This window comes from Mesorhizobium sp. WSM3868 (assembly GCF_002294785.1).
Taxonomy (GTDB): Bacteria; Pseudomonadota; Alphaproteobacteria; order Rhizobiales; family Rhizobiaceae; genus Mesorhizobium.
In genome coordinates, this window is the sequence record NZ_NSGB01000002.1 from 270,280 (window position 1) to 292,984 (window position 22,705).

16 protein-coding genes are annotated in these 22,705 nt (G+C 65.2%); 4 read left to right on the plus strand and 12 right to left on the minus strand.

The window, feature by feature from the left end:
- Positions 1 to 23: 23 nt before the first annotated feature.
- The 11 genes from addA to CK221_RS04640 form a co-directional block, all read right to left on the minus strand.
- The gene (addA, locus tag CK221_RS04590) at positions 24 to 3,536 is read right to left on the minus strand and encodes a double-strand break repair helicase AddA (RefSeq protein WP_095776878.1); all 3,513 of its coding nucleotides are present in this window, start codon (positions 3,534 to 3,536) and stop codon (positions 24 to 26) included.
- A complete protein-coding gene (gene addB / locus CK221_RS04595) occupies positions 3,533 to 6,652 on the minus strand; it encodes a double-strand break repair protein AddB (protein WP_095776879.1) in 3,120 nt (1,039 codons plus the stop codon). Before addB ends, addA begins: the two co-directional genes overlap by 4 nt.
- Before the next feature lie 60 nt (positions 6,653 to 6,712).
- Positions 6,713 to 7,474 carry a nucleotidyltransferase family protein gene (locus tag CK221_RS04600; protein ID WP_095776880.1) on the minus strand — a complete coding sequence of 254 codons (762 nt, stop codon included), beginning with the start codon at positions 7,472 to 7,474 and terminating at the stop codon, positions 6,713 to 6,715.
- Positions 7,471 to 8,982, minus strand: a complete 1,512-nt coding sequence (gene tsaE, locus CK221_RS04605; protein WP_095776881.1) for a tRNA (adenosine(37)-N6)-threonylcarbamoyltransferase complex ATPase subunit type 1 TsaE — start codon at positions 8,980 to 8,982, stop codon at positions 7,471 to 7,473. Before tsaE ends, CK221_RS04600 begins: the two co-directional genes overlap by 4 nt.
- A gap of 6 nt (positions 8,983 to 8,988) precedes the next feature.
- Positions 8,989 to 11,544: a PAS domain-containing sensor histidine kinase gene (locus tag CK221_RS04610; RefSeq protein ID WP_095776882.1), complete on the minus strand. Its 2,556-nt coding sequence runs from the start codon at positions 11,542 to 11,544 to the stop codon at positions 8,989 to 8,991.
- 188 nt (positions 11,545 to 11,732) lie between these two features.
- Entirely contained in the window at positions 11,733 to 13,133 is a 1,401-nt protein-coding gene (ahcY, locus tag CK221_RS04615) for an adenosylhomocysteinase (RefSeq protein ID WP_067002925.1), read from the minus strand.
- A gap of 171 nt (positions 13,134 to 13,304) precedes the next feature.
- Entirely contained in the window at positions 13,305 to 13,601 is a 297-nt protein-coding gene (locus CK221_RS04620) for an HPr family phosphocarrier protein (RefSeq protein ID WP_067002923.1), read from the minus strand.
- Complete coding sequence (locus CK221_RS04625) at positions 13,598 to 13,999, minus strand: PTS sugar transporter subunit IIA (protein WP_067002921.1); 402 nt, start codon at positions 13,997 to 13,999, stop codon at positions 13,598 to 13,600. The genes CK221_RS04620 and CK221_RS04625 overlap by 4 nt, the downstream gene beginning before the upstream one ends.
- A 164-nt stretch (positions 14,000 to 14,163) precedes the next feature.
- Positions 14,164 to 14,625: a serine kinase gene (locus tag CK221_RS04630; RefSeq protein WP_095776883.1), complete on the minus strand. Its 462-nt coding sequence runs from the start codon at positions 14,623 to 14,625 to the stop codon at positions 14,164 to 14,166.
- Positions 14,626 to 14,650: 25 nt separating this feature from the next.
- A complete protein-coding gene (locus CK221_RS04635; RefSeq protein ID WP_245299793.1) occupies positions 14,651 to 16,342 on the minus strand; it encodes a sensor histidine kinase in 1,692 nt (563 codons plus the stop codon).
- 209 nt (positions 16,343 to 16,551) lie between these two features.
- Entirely contained in the window at positions 16,552 to 17,253 is a 702-nt protein-coding gene (locus CK221_RS04640) for a response regulator transcription factor (protein WP_006201274.1), read from the minus strand.
- A gap of 340 nt (positions 17,254 to 17,593) precedes the next feature.
- On the opposite strand from CK221_RS04640, the gene CK221_RS04645 reads away from it, so the two are divergent.
- The 4 genes from CK221_RS04645 (at position 17,594) to CK221_RS04660 (ending at position 21,614) form a co-directional block, all read left to right on the plus strand.
- Entirely contained in the window at positions 17,594 to 19,204 is a 1,611-nt protein-coding gene (locus CK221_RS04645; RefSeq protein WP_095776885.1) for a phosphoenolpyruvate carboxykinase, read from the plus strand.
- A gap of 82 nt (positions 19,205 to 19,286) precedes the next feature.
- Entirely contained in the window at positions 19,287 to 19,724 is a 438-nt protein-coding gene (gene arfB, locus CK221_RS04650) for an alternative ribosome rescue aminoacyl-tRNA hydrolase ArfB (protein ID WP_067002912.1), read from the plus strand.
- 86 nt (positions 19,725 to 19,810) lie between these two features.
- Positions 19,811 to 20,431, plus strand: a complete 621-nt coding sequence (locus CK221_RS04655) for an alpha-ketoglutarate-dependent dioxygenase AlkB (protein WP_067003276.1) — start codon at positions 19,811 to 19,813, stop codon at positions 20,429 to 20,431.
- Between the two features lie 58 nt (positions 20,432 to 20,489).
- Entirely contained in the window at positions 20,490 to 21,614 is a 1,125-nt protein-coding gene (locus CK221_RS04660; RefSeq protein WP_095776886.1) for a phosphatase PAP2 family protein, read from the plus strand.
- Positions 21,615 to 21,727: 113 nt separating this feature from the next.
- Here CK221_RS04660 and coaA read toward each other — a convergent pair whose 3' ends face one another.
- Positions 21,728 to 22,687 carry a type I pantothenate kinase gene (gene coaA, locus CK221_RS04665; RefSeq protein WP_067002907.1) on the minus strand — a complete coding sequence of 320 codons (960 nt, stop codon included), beginning with the start codon at positions 22,685 to 22,687 and terminating at the stop codon, positions 21,728 to 21,730.
- Between the last annotated feature and the right edge of the window lie 18 nt (positions 22,688 to 22,705).

The following is a 22,705-nucleotide window of genomic DNA, read 5'->3' on the forward strand; positions in this document are numbered from 1 at the left end:
GCGATGTTCAAGCAGTTCTTGTGTCACGCTCCCGTGAGTCGGGCAAGGACACCGTCCATGGCCACTGCCGGCAGCTCGATCAGGCGCGGCGCCTCGGTGAACAGCAGCGCGGCCGTCACCGTGCGGCCCGGATAGAGCGGCTGAAGCAGCGCGCGGTAGAGCGCAAGCTGCAGGACATAGGCCGGCGGCACTTCGGCCAGGCTGGCCGGCGCCGGCCGGTTGGTCTTGTAGTCGACGATCGAGACCGTTTCCGCAGTGACGGCCAGCCGGTCGATCTTGCCGGAGATGGAGCGCAGCCTGCCCTTTACCTCCAGGCCGCCCATGACGGCGACTTCCGCCCGCGAGGACGGCGAGAACAGCGCCCCGAAGCTTCTGTCGGACAGGATGGAAAGCACGGCTTCCAGCGCCGTGTCACGCTCTTCGGCCGGCCAGTCGGCGCCGGCGCGCGCCAGATAGCGCTCGGCCGCGCTCCGCCTCTCGTCCTCCGCGATGCCGGGCAGCATCTGCAGCAATTTGTGCAGTGCCAGCCCGCGCATCACCGCAAAGCCTGGTTCGGTTTCCGCGTCGAGCACCGGCGAGCGCGTGTCGGGCAAGCTTTCCGTCGCTTCGTCGATCAGCGCCGAGGCGCCTGAAGGCGAGAGCGGCCGCGGCAAGTCCTCATAGGGTGGCAGCGGCCGGAACAGGTCGTCCGGCGGCGGCGCGGCATGATCGAACGGTATCGTCTCCTCAGCCTGATTGAGCGCCATCGGCGGCAGCTTGGTCATATGGAAGCGATGTACTGCCACATCGGGTGTCGCCGGATGCCGCCGTTCAGCGCTTTCCGGCGCACCCAGCAGTGCCCGGCTGACGATCGAATGCCAGGTGCCGGTGCTCGGCGCGCGCTTGCCATGATAGCCGCAGACGATCAGCCGGTCCTCGGCGCGCGTCATGCCGACATAGAGCAGCCGCCGGTATTCGTCGTCGGCAAGCTCGCGCGCCCGCGCCGAGGCCGCTTTCGAAACGCCGTTGGCGACGTCACTCGCCGAGCGCCAGAGATAGCCCTTGCCCTTCCAATCAGCGCCCGAGCTTTCGAAGGCCATCAGCCGCGGCAGGTGCTGGTCGCTGAACGGCGCCGAGCCGCCGTCGACCAGGAAGACGACCGGCGCCTCCAGGCCCTTGGCGGCGTGCACGGTCATGACGCGCACCTCGTTGCGGGTCTGGTCCATCTCGCGCTTGATCTCCGGCCCGCTGTTTTCCAGCGTCGAGAGGAAGGATTCCAGCCCCGGCAGGCCGGTACGTTCCTCAGCCAGGCAGAAACTCAGGAACTCGTCGAGGATGTCGCCGGCTTCCGGCCCGAGCCGGGCCGTCATCTTGCGGCGCAGGCCGTCACGCGAAAGCGCGGCGGCATAGAATTCGAAGACCGGCTTGAACGCCACTTCAGTCGCCCAGCCATCGAGCCGGCTAACGACCGCGGCCAGGGCCGCGTCTCGGCCGGCATGCTGCCGGAGCGATGCGATCAGCGACTGGCCCTTGGGCCGCTCGCCGGCGAGCGTGAGCAACGTCTCCTCGGAAACCTCGAAGATCGGGCTGCGCAGCACGGCGGCCAGGGACAGGTCGTCCTCCGGCTGGATCAAAAAATGGCCGAGCGCGATCAGGTCCTGCACGGCGATGTGGCCGGGAAGGCTCAGCCTGTCGGCGCCGGCGACCGGGATCTGCCGATTCTTGAGGCTGCGCGACAGCGCGTGCACGAAGCGATCGCGCTTGCGCACCAGCACCAGGATGTCCCCGGCGGTCAGCTTGCGGCCCTTGCCTTCGATGGCCTCGCCGTTGCGGAGCCAGTTCTGGATCGTCGTTGCCACATGTTCGGCCACGCGCACGGCGGGCGCGCTGGCGTGGTTGACCGGCAAGGTCCAGTCGTCGGGCTCTTCGACCATTTCGGCGCCGATCGAGGGCCACACCTCAACATAGCCCGGCGCATCGATGCGGATCGCCTTGTGGCTGAGCGGATCGGGATCGTGGCTGATGCCGCGCCGCACGCCTGGCTCGGCGAAGACGCGGTCGACGGCGGCAAGCACGTCGTCGCTCGAGCGGAACGACCAGGTGAGCTTCAGGTCGGCAAACGAAGCCTCCGCGTCGCGCACCCGCCCGGCAAACAAAAGCCGGCTTTCGGCAAAGGAATCGGGCGCCGCGCCTTGGAAGGAGTAGATCGACTGTTTCTCGTCGCCGACGGCGAAAACCGTGCGCCGCACCGTCTCGCGCTGGCCTAGGCCGGCGAAGAACTCTTCCGTCAGCTTCTTCACCACCTCCCACTGGTCGGGACTGGTGTCCTGCGCCTCGTCGAGCAGGATATGGTCGATGCCCTGGTCGAGCTTGAACTGCACCCACGGCCCGGCATCGGGCCGCGACAGCAGGCTTACCGTGCGGGTGATCAAATCGTTGAAGTCGAGGAAACCGCGGCTTCGCTTCAACTGCTCGTAGCGGGCGATCAGCCAGCCGGCGACGGTGAGCGCGGCGGCCGTACCTTCGAGCATGCGGAACAGCGCCAGCCGGTCCGATACATCGAGGATCGCCCTGGCCGCCGCGAGATAGCGCTCGGGCAGGTCGGGCAGCCTGTCGACCAGCGCCTTCTTGAAGATCTTCGGTGGATCGTAAGGGTCGCCATCGGAGCGCAGAAATGCCTTGGCGAGCAGTCGCAGTCGCCTGATCGGATCGGCTTCGGCAAAAGCGGTCTGCGCATAGGGCAGCACGTTGTTCAGCACCTGCCGCGCGTCGGCGGCTTCGGCGGCGCGCGCGAATTCAGCGAACTGGCTCGGCGCAAAGCCTGGCAGCGGCCAGACCGAAGCGGCAATGCCGGCTGCCGTCTGGCCGGGGTTGAAGCCGAACTCGGCGAACAGCAGCCGGAAATCTCGGTCCTTGCCCAGCTTTTCGATAAAGGCGCGCAGTTCGTCGCGCTTGCCGACGATCTCGGAGAGCAGCATGTCGAGCCCGAATTCGCCGCCGCGCTCCAGCACCGTGGCAAAGGCTTCCGCCAGGCCTTCGACACCAGCGCCGGCACCCGAGATCATGTCGCGTCGCGCATCCGCGAAAAGCGAGGCCTCCATCTGCGGGTCGAGCATCTCGAAATGCGCCGGGATGTTGGCTTCCAGCGGGAACTGATGCAGCACCGATTCGCAGAAGGCGTGGATGGTCTGAATTTTCAGGCCGCCCGGCGTTTCCAGCGCCTCGGCAAACAATCGGCGCGCGCGCCGCATCGTATCGCGGTCGGCCGCCCGCCCGTCGAGCGCCGCGATCCGTGTCGCAAGCTCGGCGTCTGGAAGCGCCGTCCACTCCGACAACGTCGAGAACACGCGGTTCGACATGTTGGCGGCGGCGGCGCGCGTGTAGGTCAGGCACAGGATCTTCGACGGATCGGTGCCGTTGAGCAGAAGCCGGATGACGCGTTGCGCCAGCACATGGGTCTTGCCCGAGCCGGCATTGGCCGAGACCCAGGCGGAATTTTGCGGATCGGAAGCGCGCGCCTGGCTGGCGGCGGTGTCGGAGGGGATCGGATATCTCATCCTTCCGCCTCGTCCTCGCTTGCGCCGCCGGCCGACCATTCCAGCACGCGCGCCAGATGGTCGTAGTCGCCATCGGCCTGGCCTTCGCGGAACGGCAGCGCGCGTGACAGATAGCCGGTGGTCGGGTCAGCATAGTGGAACAGCAGCCTTTCCAGCCGCGCCCACGCTTCCTCGGCAAGCTCGTTGGCGGTCTTCGGCTTGCGGTTGTATTCGAGGATCGATTCCTCGAACACCTCGCCGTTCGGCTTCAGCCGCACGAAGGCAAGCTGCGAGGGCTCGCAAATGCCGAGCTCCTTGAAAGCGCCCCGCCGAAGCAGCGCGCCCTCGAGCGCCAGCTGCGGCGACAGAAGCGTATGCGCCTGCGCCTTCGAAGGCGAGGAACCGGTCTTGTAGTCGAGGATGTCGGCCATGCCGCCTGCGAGAAGGTCGACCCGGTCGGCATAGCCCGAAAGCGTGATGCCGGTGCGGCCGACAACGGTCTTTTCGGCGCGTTCCTCGGCATAGCGCCGGGCGACGGCGTCGGCGCGGGTATGCTCCCATTCGATGATGTTTTCCGCGAGCTTTTCGAAGCGCGGCCACCACACCGCCTCGATATCGGGCGGAAGTGCCGCGTCGGCAAAGCACGCGCGACCGGCCTCGATGAGGGCTGCCAGCGCGCCCGGCGCCCTCGGATCTTCCACCCTTCGCGAAAACAAATGCAGGATTTCGTGGAACAGCGTGCCGCGTTCGGCAGCACCGGGGTCGCGGATCACCGGGTCGAGCGGCATCAGCTCGAGAATCCGCCTGGCATAGATCGCATAGGGGTCGCGGCGCAGCGTCTCGATCTCGGTGACCGAGAAATGCTGTGGCCGCAGGTGCAGCGGCGGCTTCGGCTGTGGGCGGGACGCGAAATCCTTCCTGTCGCCGGCATCGAGCGCGCGCGCCCAGGCAAGCAACGCGTCGCCGCGCCGGCGAACTGCCGTCGCCTGGTCCTTGCCGATGAAGGTGAGGATGCGCTGCAGCCAGCGCGACGGCACTGCCGGCGCGTCGCCGGATCGGGCCGAGCGGGTCAGCACCACCGTTTCAGTACCCATCGCAATCTGGAAATCATGCGCGGCAAGGCCGATGCGCCGCTCCGGCGGCTCGAGATCGATGCCGGTCTTCATCAGCCGCGACATGAACCGGTCGCTCTCGGGCTTGCGCGGCCAGACCCCTTCATTGAGGCCGCCGATGACCAGCGTGTCGACGCTTTGCAGGCGAGCTTCCAGCGCGCCCCAGATGGCGATGTTGCGGTCGGTGCCTTGCGCCGGCTTGACCGTTTCCGGCGCGATCAGCGCCTCCATCACGTCGGGCCATTCGCCCGCATCGAACATAAACGGCGATGACACGGCAACCAGCCCGCGCAGAAGCTCGGCGAACTTCTCGCCGGCGTCGCCGGCATAGAGGCTGGTCAGGCTGTCATCGGCCGCGCGGCCGAGACCTTCCAGCGCCACGACGCTCGCCCGCGTCAATGTCGCGATATCGGCATCCTTCTCGCCGCGCATCGCCGTGAGCGGGGATAGCGCATCGGTGAGGCGATTGAGCACTGCCCGCGCCTCTTCGATACCGCGTACCGTAAGGCGCTGGAACCAGAAGGGCTGACGGCTGTCGCCGCCAAGGCCCGCGAGCCGCGTCTCGAAAAGCGCGTCGAGGGAAGCGACGTCCGGCCGGCCGGTGCCGCCGCGCAGCGCCACCAGCTCGATCAGCTCGGCAGCCTTGCGCACGCTCTGGCGTTCGAGACCGAGGCCAAGCAGCGGATGCTTGAGCAGCGACAATAGACCCACCGGATCGCCTGGCCGGAATGCTGCGCCTAGCGCCAGCCTGAGCATGCTGGCGGCCGGCGTGTTGGCTAGCGGCGTGCCGCCGGAATCGTCAGCGACGACGCCGAAGCGTAGCAGCTCGGCCGAGACGCGTCGCGCCAGGGCGCGGTCGCCGGTGACGAGTGCCGCGCGCTTGCCCGGCGTTTCCACTGCGCGCTTTAGCGCAATGGCAATCGCTGCCGCCTCGTCGCGCTCATTGGCAGCCTCGACCAGCGTCACGCCGGCCAGCGCCTGCTCGACATCGCTGACCGGGAAACGCGGCCGCGACTCCGTCCAAAGCTCGGTGGTCTCGGCCGGCCGCAGCGCCTCGCCGACAAGGGCGGCGCGTAATGCAAGCGGTCTTGACGCAGCGCCGATCTCCTCGACATCGCGGCGCTCAATGCCAATGCTGCCGATCAGCTTGGCGAGGCCGTATTGTGGGTGACCAAGTGTTGCCGGCCGCGCGCCGGGCGCGGTTATCGCCGCGAAGGTCACGTCGTCGAGCTCACGGTCGAGCCCGGGCAGCACGACGGCGCCGTTCGGCAAGCCGGCGATCACGGCAAGCAACTCGGCCGTGGCTGGAATGGAGCCGGTCGAACCGGCGGCGATCACCGGTCCGGTCGGCGGACTGCGCTTCAGCCGCGCCGCTTCCAGCCGGATCAGCGCGCTGCGGTGCGCGGCCGGATTAGAGCGGTCACGCTCTTTGAGCAACTCCGGCCAGTTGTCGGTGACGATGCCGAGGAAATCGAGCGTCACCTGCCACCAGCCCGCAAGGTTGCCGGTGACCAGCGTGGCGAGCTTCGCCCAATCCGTCCCCTCGGTCTCGATCTCGTCCATCAGCCGGGCAAGGTCGCGCGAAAGCCAAATGGCGTCGGCGGCCGAGGTCGGCACGACGAACTCCTCGTTGAAGCGCGCCCTGACGTGCGCCGGCAGGCTTTCCTTCCAGGCGCGCACCAGCGGCGCCAGCAACAGCAGCCTTTCCTGCGCGGCGATCGGCGGTGCGAGGTCTATTGCCGGTGCCGCCTCGGCGTCAAAGGCGGCCTCGTCCTCGTCGAACTCGCCGAGCGGCCGCACCGTTGGCAAGATGCCCGAGCGTCTGCCGAGCATGTCGACGAAGGCGCCGCGCAGGGCGCGCGCCGCGCGCCGCGTCGGCACATAGATGGTCGCGTCAGCCAGCGCCAGCGGCTCGCCGTCGAAGCGGAAGGTTGGGATCAGGCGGCCTTCGAGCAACGCCTCCGCCAGCGTCGGCAGGAACGGCGCTCCGGACGGGATGGAAAAGACGCGGCGCGAGCCGCTCATACCGCATTAGATCTTTGTGCGCCCGTTTGGGCGCACAAACGACGATCTAACTCTTTGAGTCTACGCATCGTGCTTTCCAAAAATCGGACCCGATTTTTGGGCCGATGCGGTCGCGGGCGCGCCGGTGACCGCCGCTTCGGCCGCCGGAATGGCGTCCGGCGTCCCGACGGTGATCCAGCGGCCTCTCATCTTCATGCCGAACAGGCGGCCGGCGGCGATTGCCTTGTCGAAATAGGCGTTGATCGAATGCGGGCCTTCGGGCGCATCCTTGAAGATGCGCGGATGGATGATCGCGGCACCGGCATAGATCAAGCCGGCAGGGTCGCCTTTGGACCGGCGCAGCGCGCCGTCCGGCGCCACGAGGAAGTCGGTGCCGACGCAGTGTCCGATCGCTGAGTCGAGATCGGTGAGCATCAGCAGAATATCCATTCTGGCGGCGTCCCATGCAAGGGCGAGGCGCTCGAGGCTGGGCTCGCCGCTGTCGATCCAGAACGTATCGGCATTGATGATGTAGAAAGGCTCGCCCCCCAGGAACGGCAGCGCCTTGACGATGCCGCCGGCCGAGTCCAGCAGGCCCGCGCGCTCGTCGGAAATGTCGATCTTCGGCGCCCGGCGCCCGGCGACATGGGCGATGATCTGCTCCGGCAGGTAGTGAACGTTGACGACGGCGCTGGCGACGCCGGCGGCTTCCAGGCTGTCCAACCCCCAGTCGAGCAAGGTCTTGCCGGCGATCTTCACCAGCGGCTTCGGCATCGTGTCGGTGATCGGCCGCATGCGCTTGCCGAGACCGGCCGCAAGCACCATCGCGGTCTTCGGCTTCATGGCGAGCGCTCCTCGAGCAGGCCGTGGGCCATGTAAAGTTCCTTCAGGCCGGCAAGCGCCGGGTGCGCCAGCGCCCGCCTCAGATAGTCGCGAATGCGCGGCAGGTGCTTCAGATAGTAGGGCTTGCCGTCGCGCTTTTCGAGCCGCACGAAGATGCCGAGGATCTTCGAATTGCGCTGCGCCGCCATGATCGCATAGGCCTCGGCGAAGCCGGCTTCGTCGAAGGCGCCGGCCGAACGCCGCGCCGCGAAGTAGGCTTCGACCGTCCGCCGCTCGATCTCGGTCGAGACGGTGACACGCGCATCCATGGCTAAAGAGGCGACGTCGTAAGCCGCCGGGCCGATCAGCGCGTCCTGCACGTCGATGATGCCGAGCCGATCGAGGCCGGAACGCTCTGCCCGCCAAATGATGTTGGGCGAATGGAAGTCGCGCAGCACCAGCGTGTATTCCTGGCCCTCGAGCCGGTCGAGCACCGCGTTCCATGCCTTGTGGTAGCCTGCCCGCAATGCATCGCTTGCCGGCTCGCCGGTGACCATCGGCACATACCAATCGACCAGAAGGTCCGCTTCGATCAGCATCGCCTCGCGGTCAAAGGGCGGAACGTCGTGGTACACGCCCGGCGCGGCCTCCATGCGGTCGGGCCAGGCCTTGCCATGCATCATGGCGAGCAGCTCCGCCGCTGCCTCATAGCGCTCGACGATCGGCTGGCCGTCGCCGCCCAAAAATCCTTCCGAGCCGAGATGTTCGAGCAGCAGAAAGCCCTGATCGAGGTCCTGCGCATGGATAAGCGGCACGCTGACGCCGGCGGCGAGAAGCGCCCGGTCGATGCCGACGAAGGCGGCGACCGATTGTGCGGTGTGAGCGATCACGGCGTAAGGCTTGCCGTCGCGCACCGGCGGTCCGAGCACCAGGCGCGGCGAGTTCATCAGCACCCCCGGCGCCCGGCCGGGAAGCGAGGCGATCTCGTAGGAACGGGCGGACGCGTCGCCGACGAAATGACGGCGGCTCGCTTCGCCCCAGCCGGCCGAGGCCAGGAAATCACGCATCGCCAGCGAGCGCGCCGCGCGCTCGAAGGCGGCTCCCTGTCCGGAAATCCTTGCCGATCGGCCCGCGCCCTGCTCGATAAGCTCGACCTCGAGCGCATCTGCCGGCAGCTGGTCGCGGGCCCGTTCCGGCCATTCGATCAGTGCCGCGCCCTGCGCCAGCGCGTCGTCGAGGCCGAGCTCGTCGAGCTCGTCCGGCGAGGACAGGCGGTAGAGGTCGAAATGGTGCACGGGTACCCGTGTCTCGTAGCTCTGCACCAGCGTGAAGGTCGGGCTCGGCACTTCGAGGCCGGCGTCGTCGGCAAGCGCCCGGATGAGCGCGCGGGCCAGCGTCGACTTGCCGGCGCCGAGATCGCCTTTCAGCGCAATTGCGTCGCCAGCCCGCAGCGCCATGGCAAGGTCTTCGCCAAGCCTTGCGGTCGCCGCCTCGTCGGCGAGAAATCGTTCCAACACCGTTTCTGCCAAAGCGCGTTACTCGGCCGCTTGGCGGATGCCGCCGGAGGGCGTCTCTGGGAAGGTGCAGATCACGGTCGTGCCCTTGTCCGCTCCGGTCTCTATACGCACCGTTCCGCCGTGCAATTCGACGAAGCTCTTGACGATCGACAGTCCCAACCCGGCGCCGCGTCGGCGGCCGCCATTGGCGCGCGGCTCGAAGCGTCGGAAGACCGATTCCAGCACGTCCGGCGGCATGCCCGGCCCGTCGTCATGCACCGAGAATTCGACGCCGTCTGCCATTTGACGGCAAGCGAGCGTGATCGTGCTCGCCGCTGGCGCATAATTTGCGGCATTGCTCAAGAGATTGTAGAGGATCTGGCGGACCCGGATCTCGTCGCCGTGGAAGCTCTTCGGCGCCGATGCAGCGTCGACCTTGAGCTTGATCTGATGCTCCTCCAGCCGGTCGGCGACCAGCTCGGCGGCCGCGGCGATCGTCCTGTCGATACTCATCTCGGAGATGTCGAGCTGCATGATGCCGGCATCGACCGTCGCAAGATCCAGTATGTCGTTGACGATGGTGAGCAGGACCGAGGACGACGAGCCGACATGCTCGACATATTCGCGCTGCTTCGACGTCAGCGGTCCCGTCGTCGGCAGCGACAGCAGCTCGGTGAAGCCGATGATGTTGGTCAGCGGCGAGCGCAGTTCGTAGGAGACGTGCTGCACGAACTCGTTCTTCAACTGGTCTGACTTCTCCAGCGCCTCGTTCCTGTCCTTCAGCGCCCGCTCGACATTGACGGTGTCGGTGACGTCGACAAAGGTCATCATCACTTGCCCGTTGGGCAGGTGGATCACGGCATAGCTCAGCACCGTGCCGTTGACGAGTTCCGCCTGGCCGTGGCGGTCGCGGCGTTCGTCGTCGAAGCCGGTGATGGCGGCGACGAAGCCGCCCCACGGACTGTCGGCCGCGTGCTGGTCGCAAAGGTCGCGGATCGCCGAGACGTGCACGTTAGGCTTGATCGCATCCGGCGCCAGCCCCCACAGCGCGATAAAGGCGGGGTTGGACAGGCGCAGCCGTCCGTCCGGGCCGAACACCGCCACGCCCTCCGCCAGATTGTCCAGCGTCTCGCCCTGCACACGCACGGCGGTCTGGTAGCGGCTTTCGAGGTCCATCTTCTCGGTCAGATTCTCGAACACCCAGGTGACGCCGCCCTTGGGCTGCGGGTTGGCCACCACGCGGATCGTCTTGCCGTCCGGCAGGTGCCACCAATGCTCCTGCGATTCGACGGCGCGATAGGCGCCGAGCAGGTTCTCCTTCCAGCGCCGCCATTCCGGCTGTTCGGCGATCTTGCCTTCGCTGCGCAGCCGGTCGAGCAGCAGCGCGTTGGAGGGGGCACTGTGCAGGAAGCCGCCGTCCAGGCCCCACAGTTTCTGGAATGCCTGGTTGAAAAAGCGCAGGTTTTCGTCCGTATCGAAGATCGCCACCGCTGTGTTGAGCTGGTCGAGCGTGTCGGCATGGCTGCGTACGGTGCGCTCATATTCGGCGCGGATCGTCTCGATGGCGCTGATGTCGCAGGCGAGCCCCGCCGAGCCGTCGGCGCTGGCAAAGTCGGTGACCGAAAACATGTGGCGATCACCCTCGATCACCGTCGACAATGTCTGCTCGAAGACGGGGCGCGACTTGTGCTGTTCGGCAATCTGCTCGCGCGCCTGTCCGCCGAGGAACTCCTTGGCCTCGCGCACGGCGGCCTCCGCGCTTCCCGCTTCGACAGCCTCGGCATAGGCTCGGTTGACCCATTTCAGCCGACCGTCGGCCGCCCGCAGCCATGTCGGCATCTTCAGCGCGTCGAGCAGGCCGAGCATGGTATCGTAGTCGGCGCTAAGCCGCTGGTTCTCGATCTTCAGCCGGGCCTGGCTGCGCAGCGTTTCCGACAGCGATATGAAGCGGACCAGGACATGCGCGGCGCTCTTGCGGCCATGCACCTCCAGCGGCATGCCCGCCTGCGTTTCGATGACGAGGTCGAAAGTCTTCGCCTGGTCGCGCAGCGCCGCTATGGCGTTCTCGAGCGCCGCGGCGGAGCGCGGCATCAGCCAGCGGCCGAAAGCGAGAAAGGCGGACCGCTCGTCCGGTGCGCCGCTTTCGAGCGGCAGGCTGCCGATCAGCTCCGGTTTCTTGATCTCCGAACTCCACACGACGACGCGCTGGTCGCGCAAATTGAGCAGCGCCTCGGAGCGCTGCAGGGCCGCGTTGACGTCGGCGATTCGCGCCCTGAGCTGGACATTTTGCGACGCCGTCCGTGCCCGCTCGCGGATCAGGAAGATGGCCGAGACAAGGGCTGCCCCCATGACGCCGGCAAACATGGCAAGTTGCATCACTTCGACCGTGCTGACCGCCGCGGCCACGCCCGTATCGGCGTGCGCCGCAACGCTAAGCACTGGGGCAGCAGACGTGGCGGCGGCAAGAAGCGTGCCGAGACGGGCGCCGGCGCGCCATGGGAGAGCTCCGCCCGCCGCGGCGGAGCCGGTCGTGATCGAATCCTCGTGGCCGCCGGAAACGGCCTTTCCCGCGCGTGGCGGGTTATCCCCCGGCATGTCTTGGTCCTCTTCGCCGCTTGAATGCAAGACCGCCCTGAATGCGTCCCCGGTCCAACTGTCCCCGGACCGCGAATCACAACAATAACGCCTGCCGGAATCGGCGTGAAGAATCACAGTTGCAAAAAATGAAGCCGGGCGGAAAGTCAACACCCGGCTTCAATATGTGGTAGATATTTTCGTTTTGGTTAATAGCGGTAGTGCTCAGGCTTGAACGGGCCCTGCGGCGTCACGCCGATATAGGCCGCCTGCTCGGAAGAGAGCTCAGTGAGGCGCGCGCCAAGCTTGTCGAGATGCAGCCGCGCCACCTTCTCGTCGAGGTGCTTGGGCAGCACATAGACCTGGTTCTGGTACTGGCCGTGCTTGGTGAAGAGCTCGATCTGAGCCAGCACCTGGTTGGTGAACGAAGCGGACATGACGAAGCTCGGATGGCCCGTGGCGTTGCCCAGGTTGAGCAGGCGGCCTTCGGACAGAAGAATCATCCGCTTGCCGTCCGGGAAGGTGATCATGTCCACCTGCGGCTTGACGTTGGTCCATTTCAGGTTGCGCAGAGACGCCACCTGGATCTCGTTGTCGAAGTGGCCGATGTTGCCGACGATCACCATGTCCTTCATCGCCCGCATATGGTCGAGCGTGACGACGTCCTTGTTGCCGGTGGTGGTGATGACGATGTCGGCGGTGGGGGCTGCGTCTTCCAGCGTGACCACTTCGTAGCCGTCCATCGCCGCCTGCAGAGCGCAGATCGGGTCTACCTCGGTCACCTTGACGCGAGCGCCGGCGCCCCGCAGCGAGGCCGAAGAGCCTTTGCCGACATCGCCGTAGCCGCAGACGACCGCGACCTTGCCGGCCATCATCGTGTCGGTGCCGCGGCGGATGCCGTCGACCAGCGATTCCTTGCAGCCGTATTTGTTGTCAAACTTCGACTTGGTGACGGAGTCGTTGACGTTGATCGCCGGGAAGGGCAGCAGGCCTTTCTTCTGCAGCTGGTAGAGGCGGTTGACGCCGGTGGTCGTCTCCTCGGTGACGCCGCGGATCGCTTCCTTCTGCTTGGCGAAGAAGCCCGGCGAAGCCTTCATGCGCTTCTTGATCTGGGCGAACAGGATCTCTTCCTCTTCGCTGCCGGGACTGGACAGCACGTCCTCACCCGCCTCGGCGCGCGCGCCGAGCAGGATGTACATGGTGGCGTCGCCGCCGTCGTCGAGGATCATGTTGGACGTGCCGCCGTCGGCCCACTGGAAGATCCGGTCGGTGTAATCCCAGTAGTCCTGCAGCGACTCGCCCTTGATGGCGAAGACCGGAATGCCGGCCTCGGCGATCGCCGCGGCGGCGTGATCCTGGGTGGAGAAGATGTTGCAGGAGGCCCAGCGTATATCGGCGCCCAGCGCTCTCAGCGTCTCGATCAGCACCGCGGTCTGGATCGTCATATGCAGCGAGCCGGTGATGCGCGCGCCCTTGAGCGGCTTCTTGTCGCCGAATTCCTCGCGGCAGGCCATCAGGCCCGGCATTTCGGTTTCGGCGATCTCGATCTCCTTGCGGCCCCAGCCGGCAAGCGAAATGTCGGCGACCACATAGTCCTTGCTACCCGTCATGGCAGTGCTCCGGTGTGATTGTCTTCAAAAGCGCGCCGGCGCCGGGACGGCGCATGGAGGGCGCGGATTGCCGGCCTGACTAGCAGATCGGCTGCCAAACGACAATGGGATATAAAGAAATCTTTATTCGTGCATGTCTTTCGAGACGATGCGAGCAGCGAGCGGCAACCGTCAGATTTCCTCGCCGAAGCGCGACGCGACCAATTGCTCCAGCGCGTCCATGGCCGGACCGGCTTGCGGACCGCTGGCGGTGACGCGGATCGAATAGCCGGGGCTTGCCGCCAGCATCATCAGGCCCATGATCGAGGTGCCGCCGACCTTCACGCCGTCCTTCTCGACATGGATGGTTGCGTCGAAGCCGCTGGCGACCTGGACGAACTTGGCCGAGGCGCGGGCATGCAAGCCGCGCTGGTTGACGATCGGAAACTCTCGCACAACCTCGTCTCTTTCCGGCGCATGGGCGTTCATTTGCTGCTCAGAAGCTGGCTGGCGACGTTGATGTATTTGCGCCCCGCGGCCTGCGCCTCGTCGAGCGCGGCCGCCATGTTGTCGCCCTTGCGGACCGAGGAGAGCTTGATCAGCATCGGCAGGTTCATGCCGGCGATGACCTCCGTGCGGCCCGATTCCATCACCGAGATGGCGAGATTGGAAGGCGTGCCGCCGAACATGTCGGTGAGCACGATGACGCCGGCCCCGGTGTCGACGCGTGCCACCGCGTCGACAATGTCGGCCCGGCGCTTCTCCATGTCGTCGTCGGCGCCGATCGCGACCGTTTCGAAATTGTCCTGTGGCCCCACCACGTGTTCGACGGCATGCCGGAACTCGGTGGCGAGTTGACCGTGCGTCACGAGCACGAGTCCGATCATTCTTTGGTGGCTCCCGTCATCGCCGCTTCACTGGCGTATTTTATGTTCGCCAACCATTCCAGGCGGCGGGAGCGCTATCTTGTCGACGCACGGCCGGTTGACAAGCCCAAAATTGCGACGGCCCGGTCCATTTTGACGCATTGCAGCAAAAAATCCGGACCGGATCATGAAAAAGGCGCTATCGACAGCCGCGCCATCACGGCCGGCACGCCTGTGACAACATTGCGCTCGGCAAGATCGATGCGCGGCACCGGGCAGCCCGCGACCGGCTCGCTGATTTCTTCCTGGAAGCGGGCCATTTCCTCTTTCGGCACCAGCCGGACGTGCAGGTCGATCACGCCGCCCGGCTCGAACGGCAGCGGGCTCGGAATGAAGCCGGGCACTTCGGCGAGACCGGCGATGGTGGCCGGCGCCCGGCAGACCAGCCGCCCGTGACGCGAGGCGGCAAGCAGCCTGTCATCGCCGATCAGTCGCGAAAACAGCCCGCGCACCCGGCAATGGTCGATGAGCGTCAGCGCCAGCGTCGTCTTGCCGGCGCCGGACGGCCCGGTGATGAGGACGCCGCGATCGCCGATCAGGATCGCCGTTGCGTGGATGTTTTCGGGCTTCACGGCAGGATCGGACATGATCGTTTCTGTCTGGGAACGGAGATCAGCCTTCGGCCGGCAGGGTCACCACGAAGCGCGCGCCCTTGATCTCGCCCGGCTTGGTGCCGGGGATGTTTTCCGCCGTCAGCGTGCCGCCATGCGCCTCGACGATTTGCCGGCTGATCGACAGGCCGAGGCCGGAGTTCTGGCCGAAGGCCTCGCCGGCGGGCCGGTCGGTATAGAAGCGCTCGAAGATGCGATCGATCTTTTCGGCTCTGATGCCCGGACCGTTGTCGTCGACGGTGACGATGTTGAACTTGCCGGCGCGCGCCAGCGAGATGGTGATATGGCCGTGTTCCTCGGGAACGAAGGAACGCGCGTTCTCGATCAGGTTGGTGATGACCTGGCCGATCCTCAGATCATGGCCGACCACGACGTAGCCTTTGACGCCCTGCGGCAGCTTGGCGACCTTGAGCTCGATCTCGACCGACTTCTTGTTGCGCGTCGTCTCGCGCGAGACCGCGACAAGATCGGTGATGAACTTCTTCAGATCGACCGTCGAGGCATCCTCGCGCGCCAATTCGGCGTCGAGCCGCGACGCATCGGAAATATCGGTGATCAGTCGGTCGAGCCGCTTCACGTCGTGCTGGATGATTTCCATCAGGCGCGCGCGTGAGGTGTCGTTCTTGGCCAGCGGCAGCGTTTCGACCGCGCTGCGCAGCGAGGTCAGCGGATTCTTGAGCTCGTGCGAGACATCGGCCGCGAAGCTTTCGATCGCCTCGATGCGCGCATAGAGCGCGTTTGTCATGTCGCGCACCGCGATCGACAGATTGCCGATCTCGTCCTGACGGTCGGAGAAGTCAGGGATCTCCTCGCGGTTCTTGACGCCGCGCCGCACCCGTACGGCGGCAGCCGACAGCCGCCGCAGCGGATTGGCGATGGTGGAGGCCAGCAGCAGCGAGAGGATGGCCGTGACAAGCGCCGCGATGCCGAACACGCGCAGGATCGCCTTGCGTTCGGCCGCGACGATCTTGTCGATATCGCCGCCTTCGGTGGACAGCATCAAGACCCCGAGCACGGCGCGGAAGCGCTGGATCGGCACCGCTACCGAGACGATCTGTTCGCCCTGCTCGCTTACCCGCACGATGGTCGAGGGACTGCCGGTCAGCGCCTTGACCACTTCGGGGAAGGCCGCGCCATTACCACCGGGCTGTTCGTGATAGACGGGCAGGTCCTTGTTGCGGAAGAAGTCGAAGACGAATTTCTCGACGCGCTCCAACAGGCCGGGCTGCTCGTCGTCGACAGGCGGCAGGTCGTAGCGCAGGATCTGGCCGCGCGAATAGAGATGCCGCGAATCGAGCAGCAGGTTCGCGTCGCGGTCGTAGATGCGGGCGCGCGTGCGGGTCGGCGAGATCAGCCGCCGCAGCACCGGCGCCACGCGCTCGGGATTGATCGGGAAGTCGAGATTGTCGAGCTGGTCGGAGCCTGGCCCCAGGCTTTCGCCGGCCTGCAGCTCGAGCAGCTTTTCCGGATCGATGCTGATCGAGTCGGTCTCGACCGTCGCCGAGGCCGCGATGGCGCCGGCGATGATCTCGCCTTGCGTCATCAGGCTTTCGACGCGGGCGTCGATCAGCCCGTCGCGGAAGGTGTTGAGATAGAGGATGCCGGTGACCAGCACGGCGAGGCCGGCCAGGTTGAGAAACAGGATGCGCCGCGTCAGGCTGGAGAAGATGTGGTGGCCGAGGAAGCGGCGCATCGGCACCGTGATCTTCGACAGGAATGCAGGTACGATACGCGACGGGCGCTTCGCCGCGCCCGCCCGCCTGCCTCGCTCTGCTTCCACTGCCATCAACTAGCAGTCCCTGTCCGGTGAATGGTGCATGGTGAATGGAAAAATGGGGCGCTTAGATAGAGCCCAGTCGGCCGCTCGCACCATCCACCATTCACCATTGACTATTCACTATATCAAGCTTCCCGAAACCGGTACCCGACTCCGTAAAGGGTTTCGATCATCTCGAAGTCGTCATCGACGGCCTTGAACTTCTTGCGCAGCCGCTTGATGTGGCTGTCGATGGTGCGGTCGTCGACATAGACCTGCTCATCATAGGCCGAGTCCATCAGCGCATCACGGCTTTTTACCACGCCGGGGCGCTGCGCCAGCGAATGCAGGATCAGGAACTCGGTTACAGTCAGCGTCACCGGCTCGCCCTTCCAGGTGCAGGTGTGCCGCTCCTGGTCCATCACCAGTTGGCCGCGCTCGAGTGAGCGCGCCTGCTGGCTGGGCGCCTTGGCCGCCGCCTCGCGGGCGCTGGTGCGGCGCAGCACCGCGCGCACCCGCTCGACAAGCAAGCGCTGCGAGAACGGTTTGCGGATGAAATCGTCGGCCCCCATCTTGAGGCCGAACAGTTCGTCGATCTCGTCGTCCTTCGAGGTCAGGAAGATCACCGGCAAGTCGGATTTTTGCCGCATCCGGCGCAACAGCTCCATGCCGTCCATGCGCGGCATCTTGATGTCGAGGATGGCGAGGTTGGGCGGCCGCGCCGCCAGGCCTTCGAGCGCCGACGCGCCGTCGGTGTAGGTTTCGACGCGGTAACCCTCGGATTCGAGCGCGATCGACACCGAAGTCAAAATATTTCGGTCGTCATCGACAAGCGCGATTGTTGCCATTTCAAGCGGCTCCCTCATGAGCTGTCCCTTCTGTCGTCGAGAAAGGGCTTTTGCAGGACAAATTGGGTACAAAATGTGGCACGGGCCTTGTCCGAAGTCACGGGCGGCCTGCCGCTACACACGATCGCACCCGTAACCGGATTGGACGAACGAAGCCTGCCAATCCTTTGGGCAACCTCTGTGATTTTTTGCACATATAAACGATTTAAACAACTTTCAAAATTTTTAAATCGATTAATGATTTGATATCATTCGCCTTTTCTGGTTCTGACCCTAACTAGTCCCTTGCGCGTTCCGGCAATGACCGGTCAGACGCGGCCAAAATCCGGAGAGGAAATTGATGTCGGAAGCCGGCAAACGCAACCCCGACCGCGCCATTGACGCGATCGGCCTGAGGACCACGGGCACGGTGCGATATAATTTCGGCGCTGCCGAGCTCTATGAGGAAGCGATCCGCCGCGGCGAGGCGAAATTGACCGCGCAGGGCGCGCTGGTTGCCGAGACCGGCCAGCACACCGGACGCTCGCCGAAGGACAAGTTCGTCGTGCGTGACGACAGCACCGCCCCGCATGTCTGGTGGGAAAACAACAAGGCGATCTCGCCGGCGCAGTTCGAGACGCTCCTCGCCGATTTCCGCGCCCATGCTGCGGCCAAGGATCTCTATGTGCAGGATCTCGTCAGCGGCGCCGACGCCGAGTTCCAGCTGCCGGTTCGCGTCGTGACGGAATTCGCCTGGCACTCGCTGTTCATCCGCAATCTCCTGATCCGCCCGCAAGCCGCCGAGCTCGACCAATTCGTACCGCAGATGACGATCATCGACCTGCCGTCCTTCCGCGCCGACCCGGCCCGCCACGGCACCCGCGCGGCGACGGTTATCGCGGTCGACCTCACCCGCAAGATCGTGCTGATCGGCGGCACGTCCTATGCCGGCGAGATGAAGAAATCGGTGTTCACCGTGCTGAACTACCTGCTGCCGCAAAAAGGCGTCATGCCGATGCATTGCTCGGCCAATGAAGGACCCGCCGGCGACGCGGCCGTCTTCTTCGGCCTTTCCGGCACAGGCAAGACGACACTGTCGGCCGATCCGTCACGCACGCTGATCGGCGATGACGAGCATGGCTGGGGCCCGCACGGCATCTTCAATTTCGAGGGCGGCTGCTACGCCAAGACGATCAGGCTTTCGGCCGAGGCCGAGCCGGAGATCTTCGCCACCACGCAGCGCTTCGGCACCGTGCTGGAAAATGTCGTGCTCGGCGCCGACCGCGTGCCGGATTTCGACAACGGCAGCCTCACCGAAAACACCCGCTGCGCCTATCCGCTGGACTACATCCCCAATGCCTCGAAGACCGGACGCGCCAGCCATCCCAAAAACATCATCATGCTGACCGCCGACGCCTTCGGCGTGATGCCGCCGATCGCCAGGCTGACGCCGGCGCAGGCGATGTATCATTTCCTCTCCGGCTATACGGCCAAGGTCGCCGGCACCGAAAAGGGCGTTACCGAGCCGGAAGCGACCTTCTCGACCTGCTTCGGCGCGCCCTTCATGCCGCGCCATCCGTCAGAATACGGCAATCTGCTGCGCGAGCTGATCGCCGGCCATGGCGTCGATTGCTGGCTGGTCAACACCGGCTGGACCGGCGGCGCCTATGGCACCGGCCGTCGCATGCCGATCAAGGTGACGCGCGCCCTGCTCGGCGCGGCGCTCGACGGCTCGCTCAATGCCGCCGAATTCCGCACCGATGCCAATTTCGGCTTCGAGGTGCCGGTGGCGGTGCCGGGCGTCGACGGCGCCATTCTCGATCCGCGTTCGACCTGGGCCGACAAGGCGGCCTATGACCGGCAGGCTTCCAAGCTGGTCAACATGTTCGCCGCCAACTTCGAGAAATTCGAAACACATGTCGACGCGGCCATCCGCGGCGCGGCACCGCGCCTGCAGGAGGCGGCGGAATAGCTGCCGCTCCGAACATCTTCCTCCAGAGCCCGGCTTCGGCCGGGCCTTTTCTTTTTCCCGCCGCCGCGCCATGACTGTGCGCATGAATGCCGACGACAGGATCATCATCGCCAGTGACGCGGTCATCCATCCGGACGACCTGCACGAGGATTTCATCCGCTCTTCCGGCCCGGGCGGCCAGAACGTCAACAAGGTGGCGACCGCCGTCCAGCTGCGCTTCGACGCCGCCAATGCGCCGGGCCTGTCGGAGCGGGTGCGGGAGCGCGCCATCAAGCTCGCCGGCCAGCGCGCAACCAAGGATGGCGTCATCGTCATCGAAGCCGGGCGCTTCCGCACTCAGGAACAGAATCGCGCCGACGCGCGAGCCAGGTTGACGGCACTGGTCGCCAAGGCGGCCGAGCCGCCGCCGCCGCCGCGCAAGAAGACGAAGCCTTCAAAGGGCGCCGTCGAGCGGCGCCTCAAGACCAAGGCCGGGCGCTCGACGGTGAAGAAGCTGCGCGGCCGGGTTGAAAGCGACTAGGGGCCGACATCCGACGACGGCCGCTTTCGGGTCGCGAAGCCGTTCTGCCGGTGGCATGCTCGGACGAACTGATCGGATCGAATGCCATGCTCGTTCTGCCCAAGGGCGTTCGCCATATGCCGGGCTATCTGCCGCGCACGGAGCAGGAAGCGCTGGTCGAGGAGATCAGGCGCGTCGTGCAGGCGGCGCCGCTTTACGTGCCTGCCATGCCGCGCACCGGCAAGGAGATGAGCGTGCGCATGACCAATTGCGGCGCGCTCGGTTGGGTGACCGACCGCGAGCGTGGCTATCGCTACCAGCCGATGCACCCGGTGACAGGCGAGCCCTGGCCGCCCATCCCCCAAGCCCTGCTAAAAGTGTGGCGCGAGGTGTCGGCCTGTCCGCACGCGCCGGAAGCCTGCCTCGTCAATTTCTATTCGAGCGAGGCCAAGATGGGCCTGCACCAGGACCGCGACGAGCAGGATTTCGCAGCACCCGTCGTTTCGGTGTCGCTCGGCGACGACTGCCTGTTTCGGATCGGTCACACCACGCGCGAAGGCGGCACCAAATCGTTCAGGCTGAAGAGCGGCGATGTCGTCGTGCTTGGCGGCGAGGGACGCCTCTGTTTCCACGGCGTCGACCGCATCTACCCGGCGACCTCGGCGCTGTTGAGGAGTGGCGGCCGTATCAATCTGACGCTGCGGCGGGTAACGGTGCCCGCAAGCTAACGAAATCTAGAAGTTTTCCTCATAAAGACGGGCAGCTATTGCAGCTTGGGGCTCGGCAATGACGCAAAGCTATTCGGTCCTCCGCGGCCTGTGGGCAATCGTCACGGAGGCAGCCCAACTCGTTCGCAGGGATTCGGGCCTCTATCTGGCCATCGTCATTTATGTTTTGGCCGGGCTGATCTTTCTGAACGCGATTGGCGCCGCCGACCGCCTCGCGTTCTCGATATATTTCGGGTCCTGGATTTCTCTCAACGGCTTCGCACTGCCCACAATAGCCATCCTTGCCGACGCAATTCTCATTATGCATCGCTTCAATTCCCGGCGACGTTTGGCTGCGAAAAGAGTGTTTTCGACCGGGCGGTTGGCATACTCGCTATCGGGATTGTGCCTTCTGATGGCGCTCATGATCTTTCAGGGCAATTTCACTTCAGTGAAAAACGGAATGTCGGCCTGGCAAGGCGGTTTTCAATTCGATGTCCTGCACGCCGACATCGACGCTTTCCTCCATTTGGGCGCCGATCCGTGGCGCTGGCTCTACTCCGTGGCCGAAAGTGATCTGGTGCGCGCCATAATAGAATGGAACTACAACGTCTTCTGGTTTCTGCTGAATTTCGTCGGCTTGTTCTTCGTCGCGACATCGCCCATGGTGGCATCGGTCCGAACGCGCTATCTCGCCTGCTTTATGGCAGTCTGGATTGTTGTCGGGAACATCCTGGCGGCGCTGTTCCTCTCGGCGGGTCCGGCATTTTACGGCGCGGTCACGGGAGACACGGCGCGGTTTGGTGAACAGCTTGCATTCCTGGCCCGCGGGGCTGGGTCGAGCAACTCCGCTGCCGCCTACCAGCAGTATCTATGGTCGCTGTATGAGGCCAAGCAGACCGGTTTTGCCACGGGTATCTCGGCGTTTCCCAGCGTTCACGTCGGCCTTGCGATGCTCAATGCATTATTCGTGCGCGAATACAGCCGCCTGCTCGGCGTCTTCGCTCTGCTCTACGTAGCCTTTGTTGCTGTCAGCTCGGTCTATCTGGCATGGCACTATGCAATAGACAGCTATGTAGCCGTCGTCGTCGTGTCTGTGATTTACGTCGTCGCTCGCAAGCTGATCCCCGCCGACCGTCGCCTCGTGCCGAACATGCCGGTCGGAGCCGTCAACCGTCCCGTGGCGGCCGCTACGGTCTGCTGAGACCCGGCTCCTTATCGAAGCTGCCGCCGGCTAAGAACAAAGACTAATTTGAAAACGCGTCGCTTGAATCGGCGCCAGGCCATGCGCTTTAGGCGCCGGTCCGCTGGATTCGATCAGAGTTTCCGCAATGCCACCTCTTCGACCAGGTGGTTGGCGCCTTTGCGCAGGATGAGGTCGGCGCGCGCCCTGGTCGGCAGGATGTTCTCGCGCAGGTTCTTCAGGTTGATGTTGCTCCACAGGCCCTCGGCGATGGCGCGGGCGGCATCCTCCGACAGCTGCGAATAGCGGTGGAAGAAGGAGTCCGGGTTGCGGAAGGCAGTCTCGCGCAGTCGCATGAAGCGCTGGGTGTACCACTGGTGGATCAGCTTCTCGTCGGCATCGATATAGATCGCGAAGTCGAAGAAATCCGACAGGAACGGCACGATCTTGCCGTCCTTCGGCAGCTTGCCCGGCTGCAAAACATTGATGCCTTCGAAGATCAAAATGTCCGGCCTGTCGATGGTGACGAACTCGCCCGGAATGACGTCGTAGGTCAGGTGCGAGTAGACCGGGGCCCGGACGTCGCGCTGCGCCGACTTGATGCCGGAAAGGAAGCGGAGCAGGGCGCCGACGTCGTAGCTTTCTGGAAAGCCCTTGCGCTCCATCAGATTGTTGCGGCGCAGGATCTCGTTCGGCAAGAGGAAGCCGTCGGTGGTGATGAGATCGACCTTCGGGCTCGACGGCCAGCGCGCCAGCAGTTCCTTGAGCACGCGAGCGGTGGTCGATTTGCCGACGGCGACCGAGCCGGCGATGCCGATGATGAACGGCGTCTTGACGACGTCCTGCGCGTTGAAGAAGGCCTGGCGCTGCCTGAACAGCAGCTGGCTCGCCTCGACATGCGCCGAAAGCAGACGGGAAAGCGAAAGATAGATGCGCTTGACCTCTTCGAGGTCGACCGGGTCGTTGAGCGAACGCAGCCGGTCGATCTCGTCCTCGGTCAGCGTGAGCGGCGTGTCGGCGCGGAACTGTGACCATTGCTCGGCCGAGAAGAAACGAAAGGGGGAGTATTTCTCGGTCGGAGCAAGCTGGTCCATCGAGTCTCCTGCCCTCCT

Coding starts and splice junctions, on each gene's coding strand:
- CK221_RS04655 (WP_067003276.1), top strand. CDS start 19,811: ATGCTCGTTCTGCCCAAGGGCGTTCGCCATATGCCGGGCTATCTGCCG.
- arfB (WP_067002912.1), top strand. CDS start 19,287: ATGAATGCCGACGACAGGATCATCATCGCCAGTGACGCGGTCATCCAT.
- CK221_RS04600 (WP_095776880.1), bottom strand. CDS start 7,474: ATGAAGCCGAAGACCGCGATGGTGCTTGCGGCCGGTCTCGGCAAGCGC.
- addB (WP_095776879.1), bottom strand. CDS start 6,652: ATGAGCGGCTCGCGCCGCGTCTTTTCCATCCCGTCCGGAGCGCCGTTC.
- ahcY (WP_067002925.1), bottom strand. CDS start 13,133: ATGACGGGTAGCAAGGACTATGTGGTCGCCGACATTTCGCTTGCCGGC.
- CK221_RS04630 (WP_095776883.1), bottom strand. CDS start 14,625: ATGTCCGATCCTGCCGTGAAGCCCGAAAACATCCACGCAACGGCGATC.
- CK221_RS04640 (WP_006201274.1), bottom strand. CDS start 17,253: ATGGCAACAATCGCGCTTGTCGATGACGACCGAAATATTTTGACTTCG.
- CK221_RS04620 (WP_067002923.1), bottom strand. CDS start 13,601: ATGAACGCCCATGCGCCGGAAAGAGACGAGGTTGTGCGAGAGTTTCCG.
- CK221_RS04610 (WP_095776882.1), bottom strand. CDS start 11,544: ATGCCGGGGGATAACCCGCCACGCGCGGGAAAGGCCGTTTCCGGCGGC.
- addA (WP_095776878.1), bottom strand. CDS start 3,536: ATGAGATATCCGATCCCCTCCGACACCGCCGCCAGCCAGGCGCGCGCT.
- coaA (WP_067002907.1), bottom strand. CDS start 22,687: ATGGACCAGCTTGCTCCGACCGAGAAATACTCCCCCTTTCGTTTCTTC.
- CK221_RS04660 (WP_095776886.1), top strand. CDS start 20,490: ATGACGCAAAGCTATTCGGTCCTCCGCGGCCTGTGGGCAATCGTCACG.
- CK221_RS04635 (WP_245299793.1), bottom strand. CDS start 16,342: ATGCGCCGCTTCCTCGGCCACCACATCTTCTCCAGCCTGACGCGGCGC.
- CK221_RS04625 (WP_067002921.1), bottom strand. CDS start 13,999: ATGATCGGACTCGTGCTCGTGACGCACGGTCAACTCGCCACCGAGTTC.
- CK221_RS04645 (WP_095776885.1), top strand. CDS start 17,594: ATGTCGGAAGCCGGCAAACGCAACCCCGACCGCGCCATTGACGCGATC.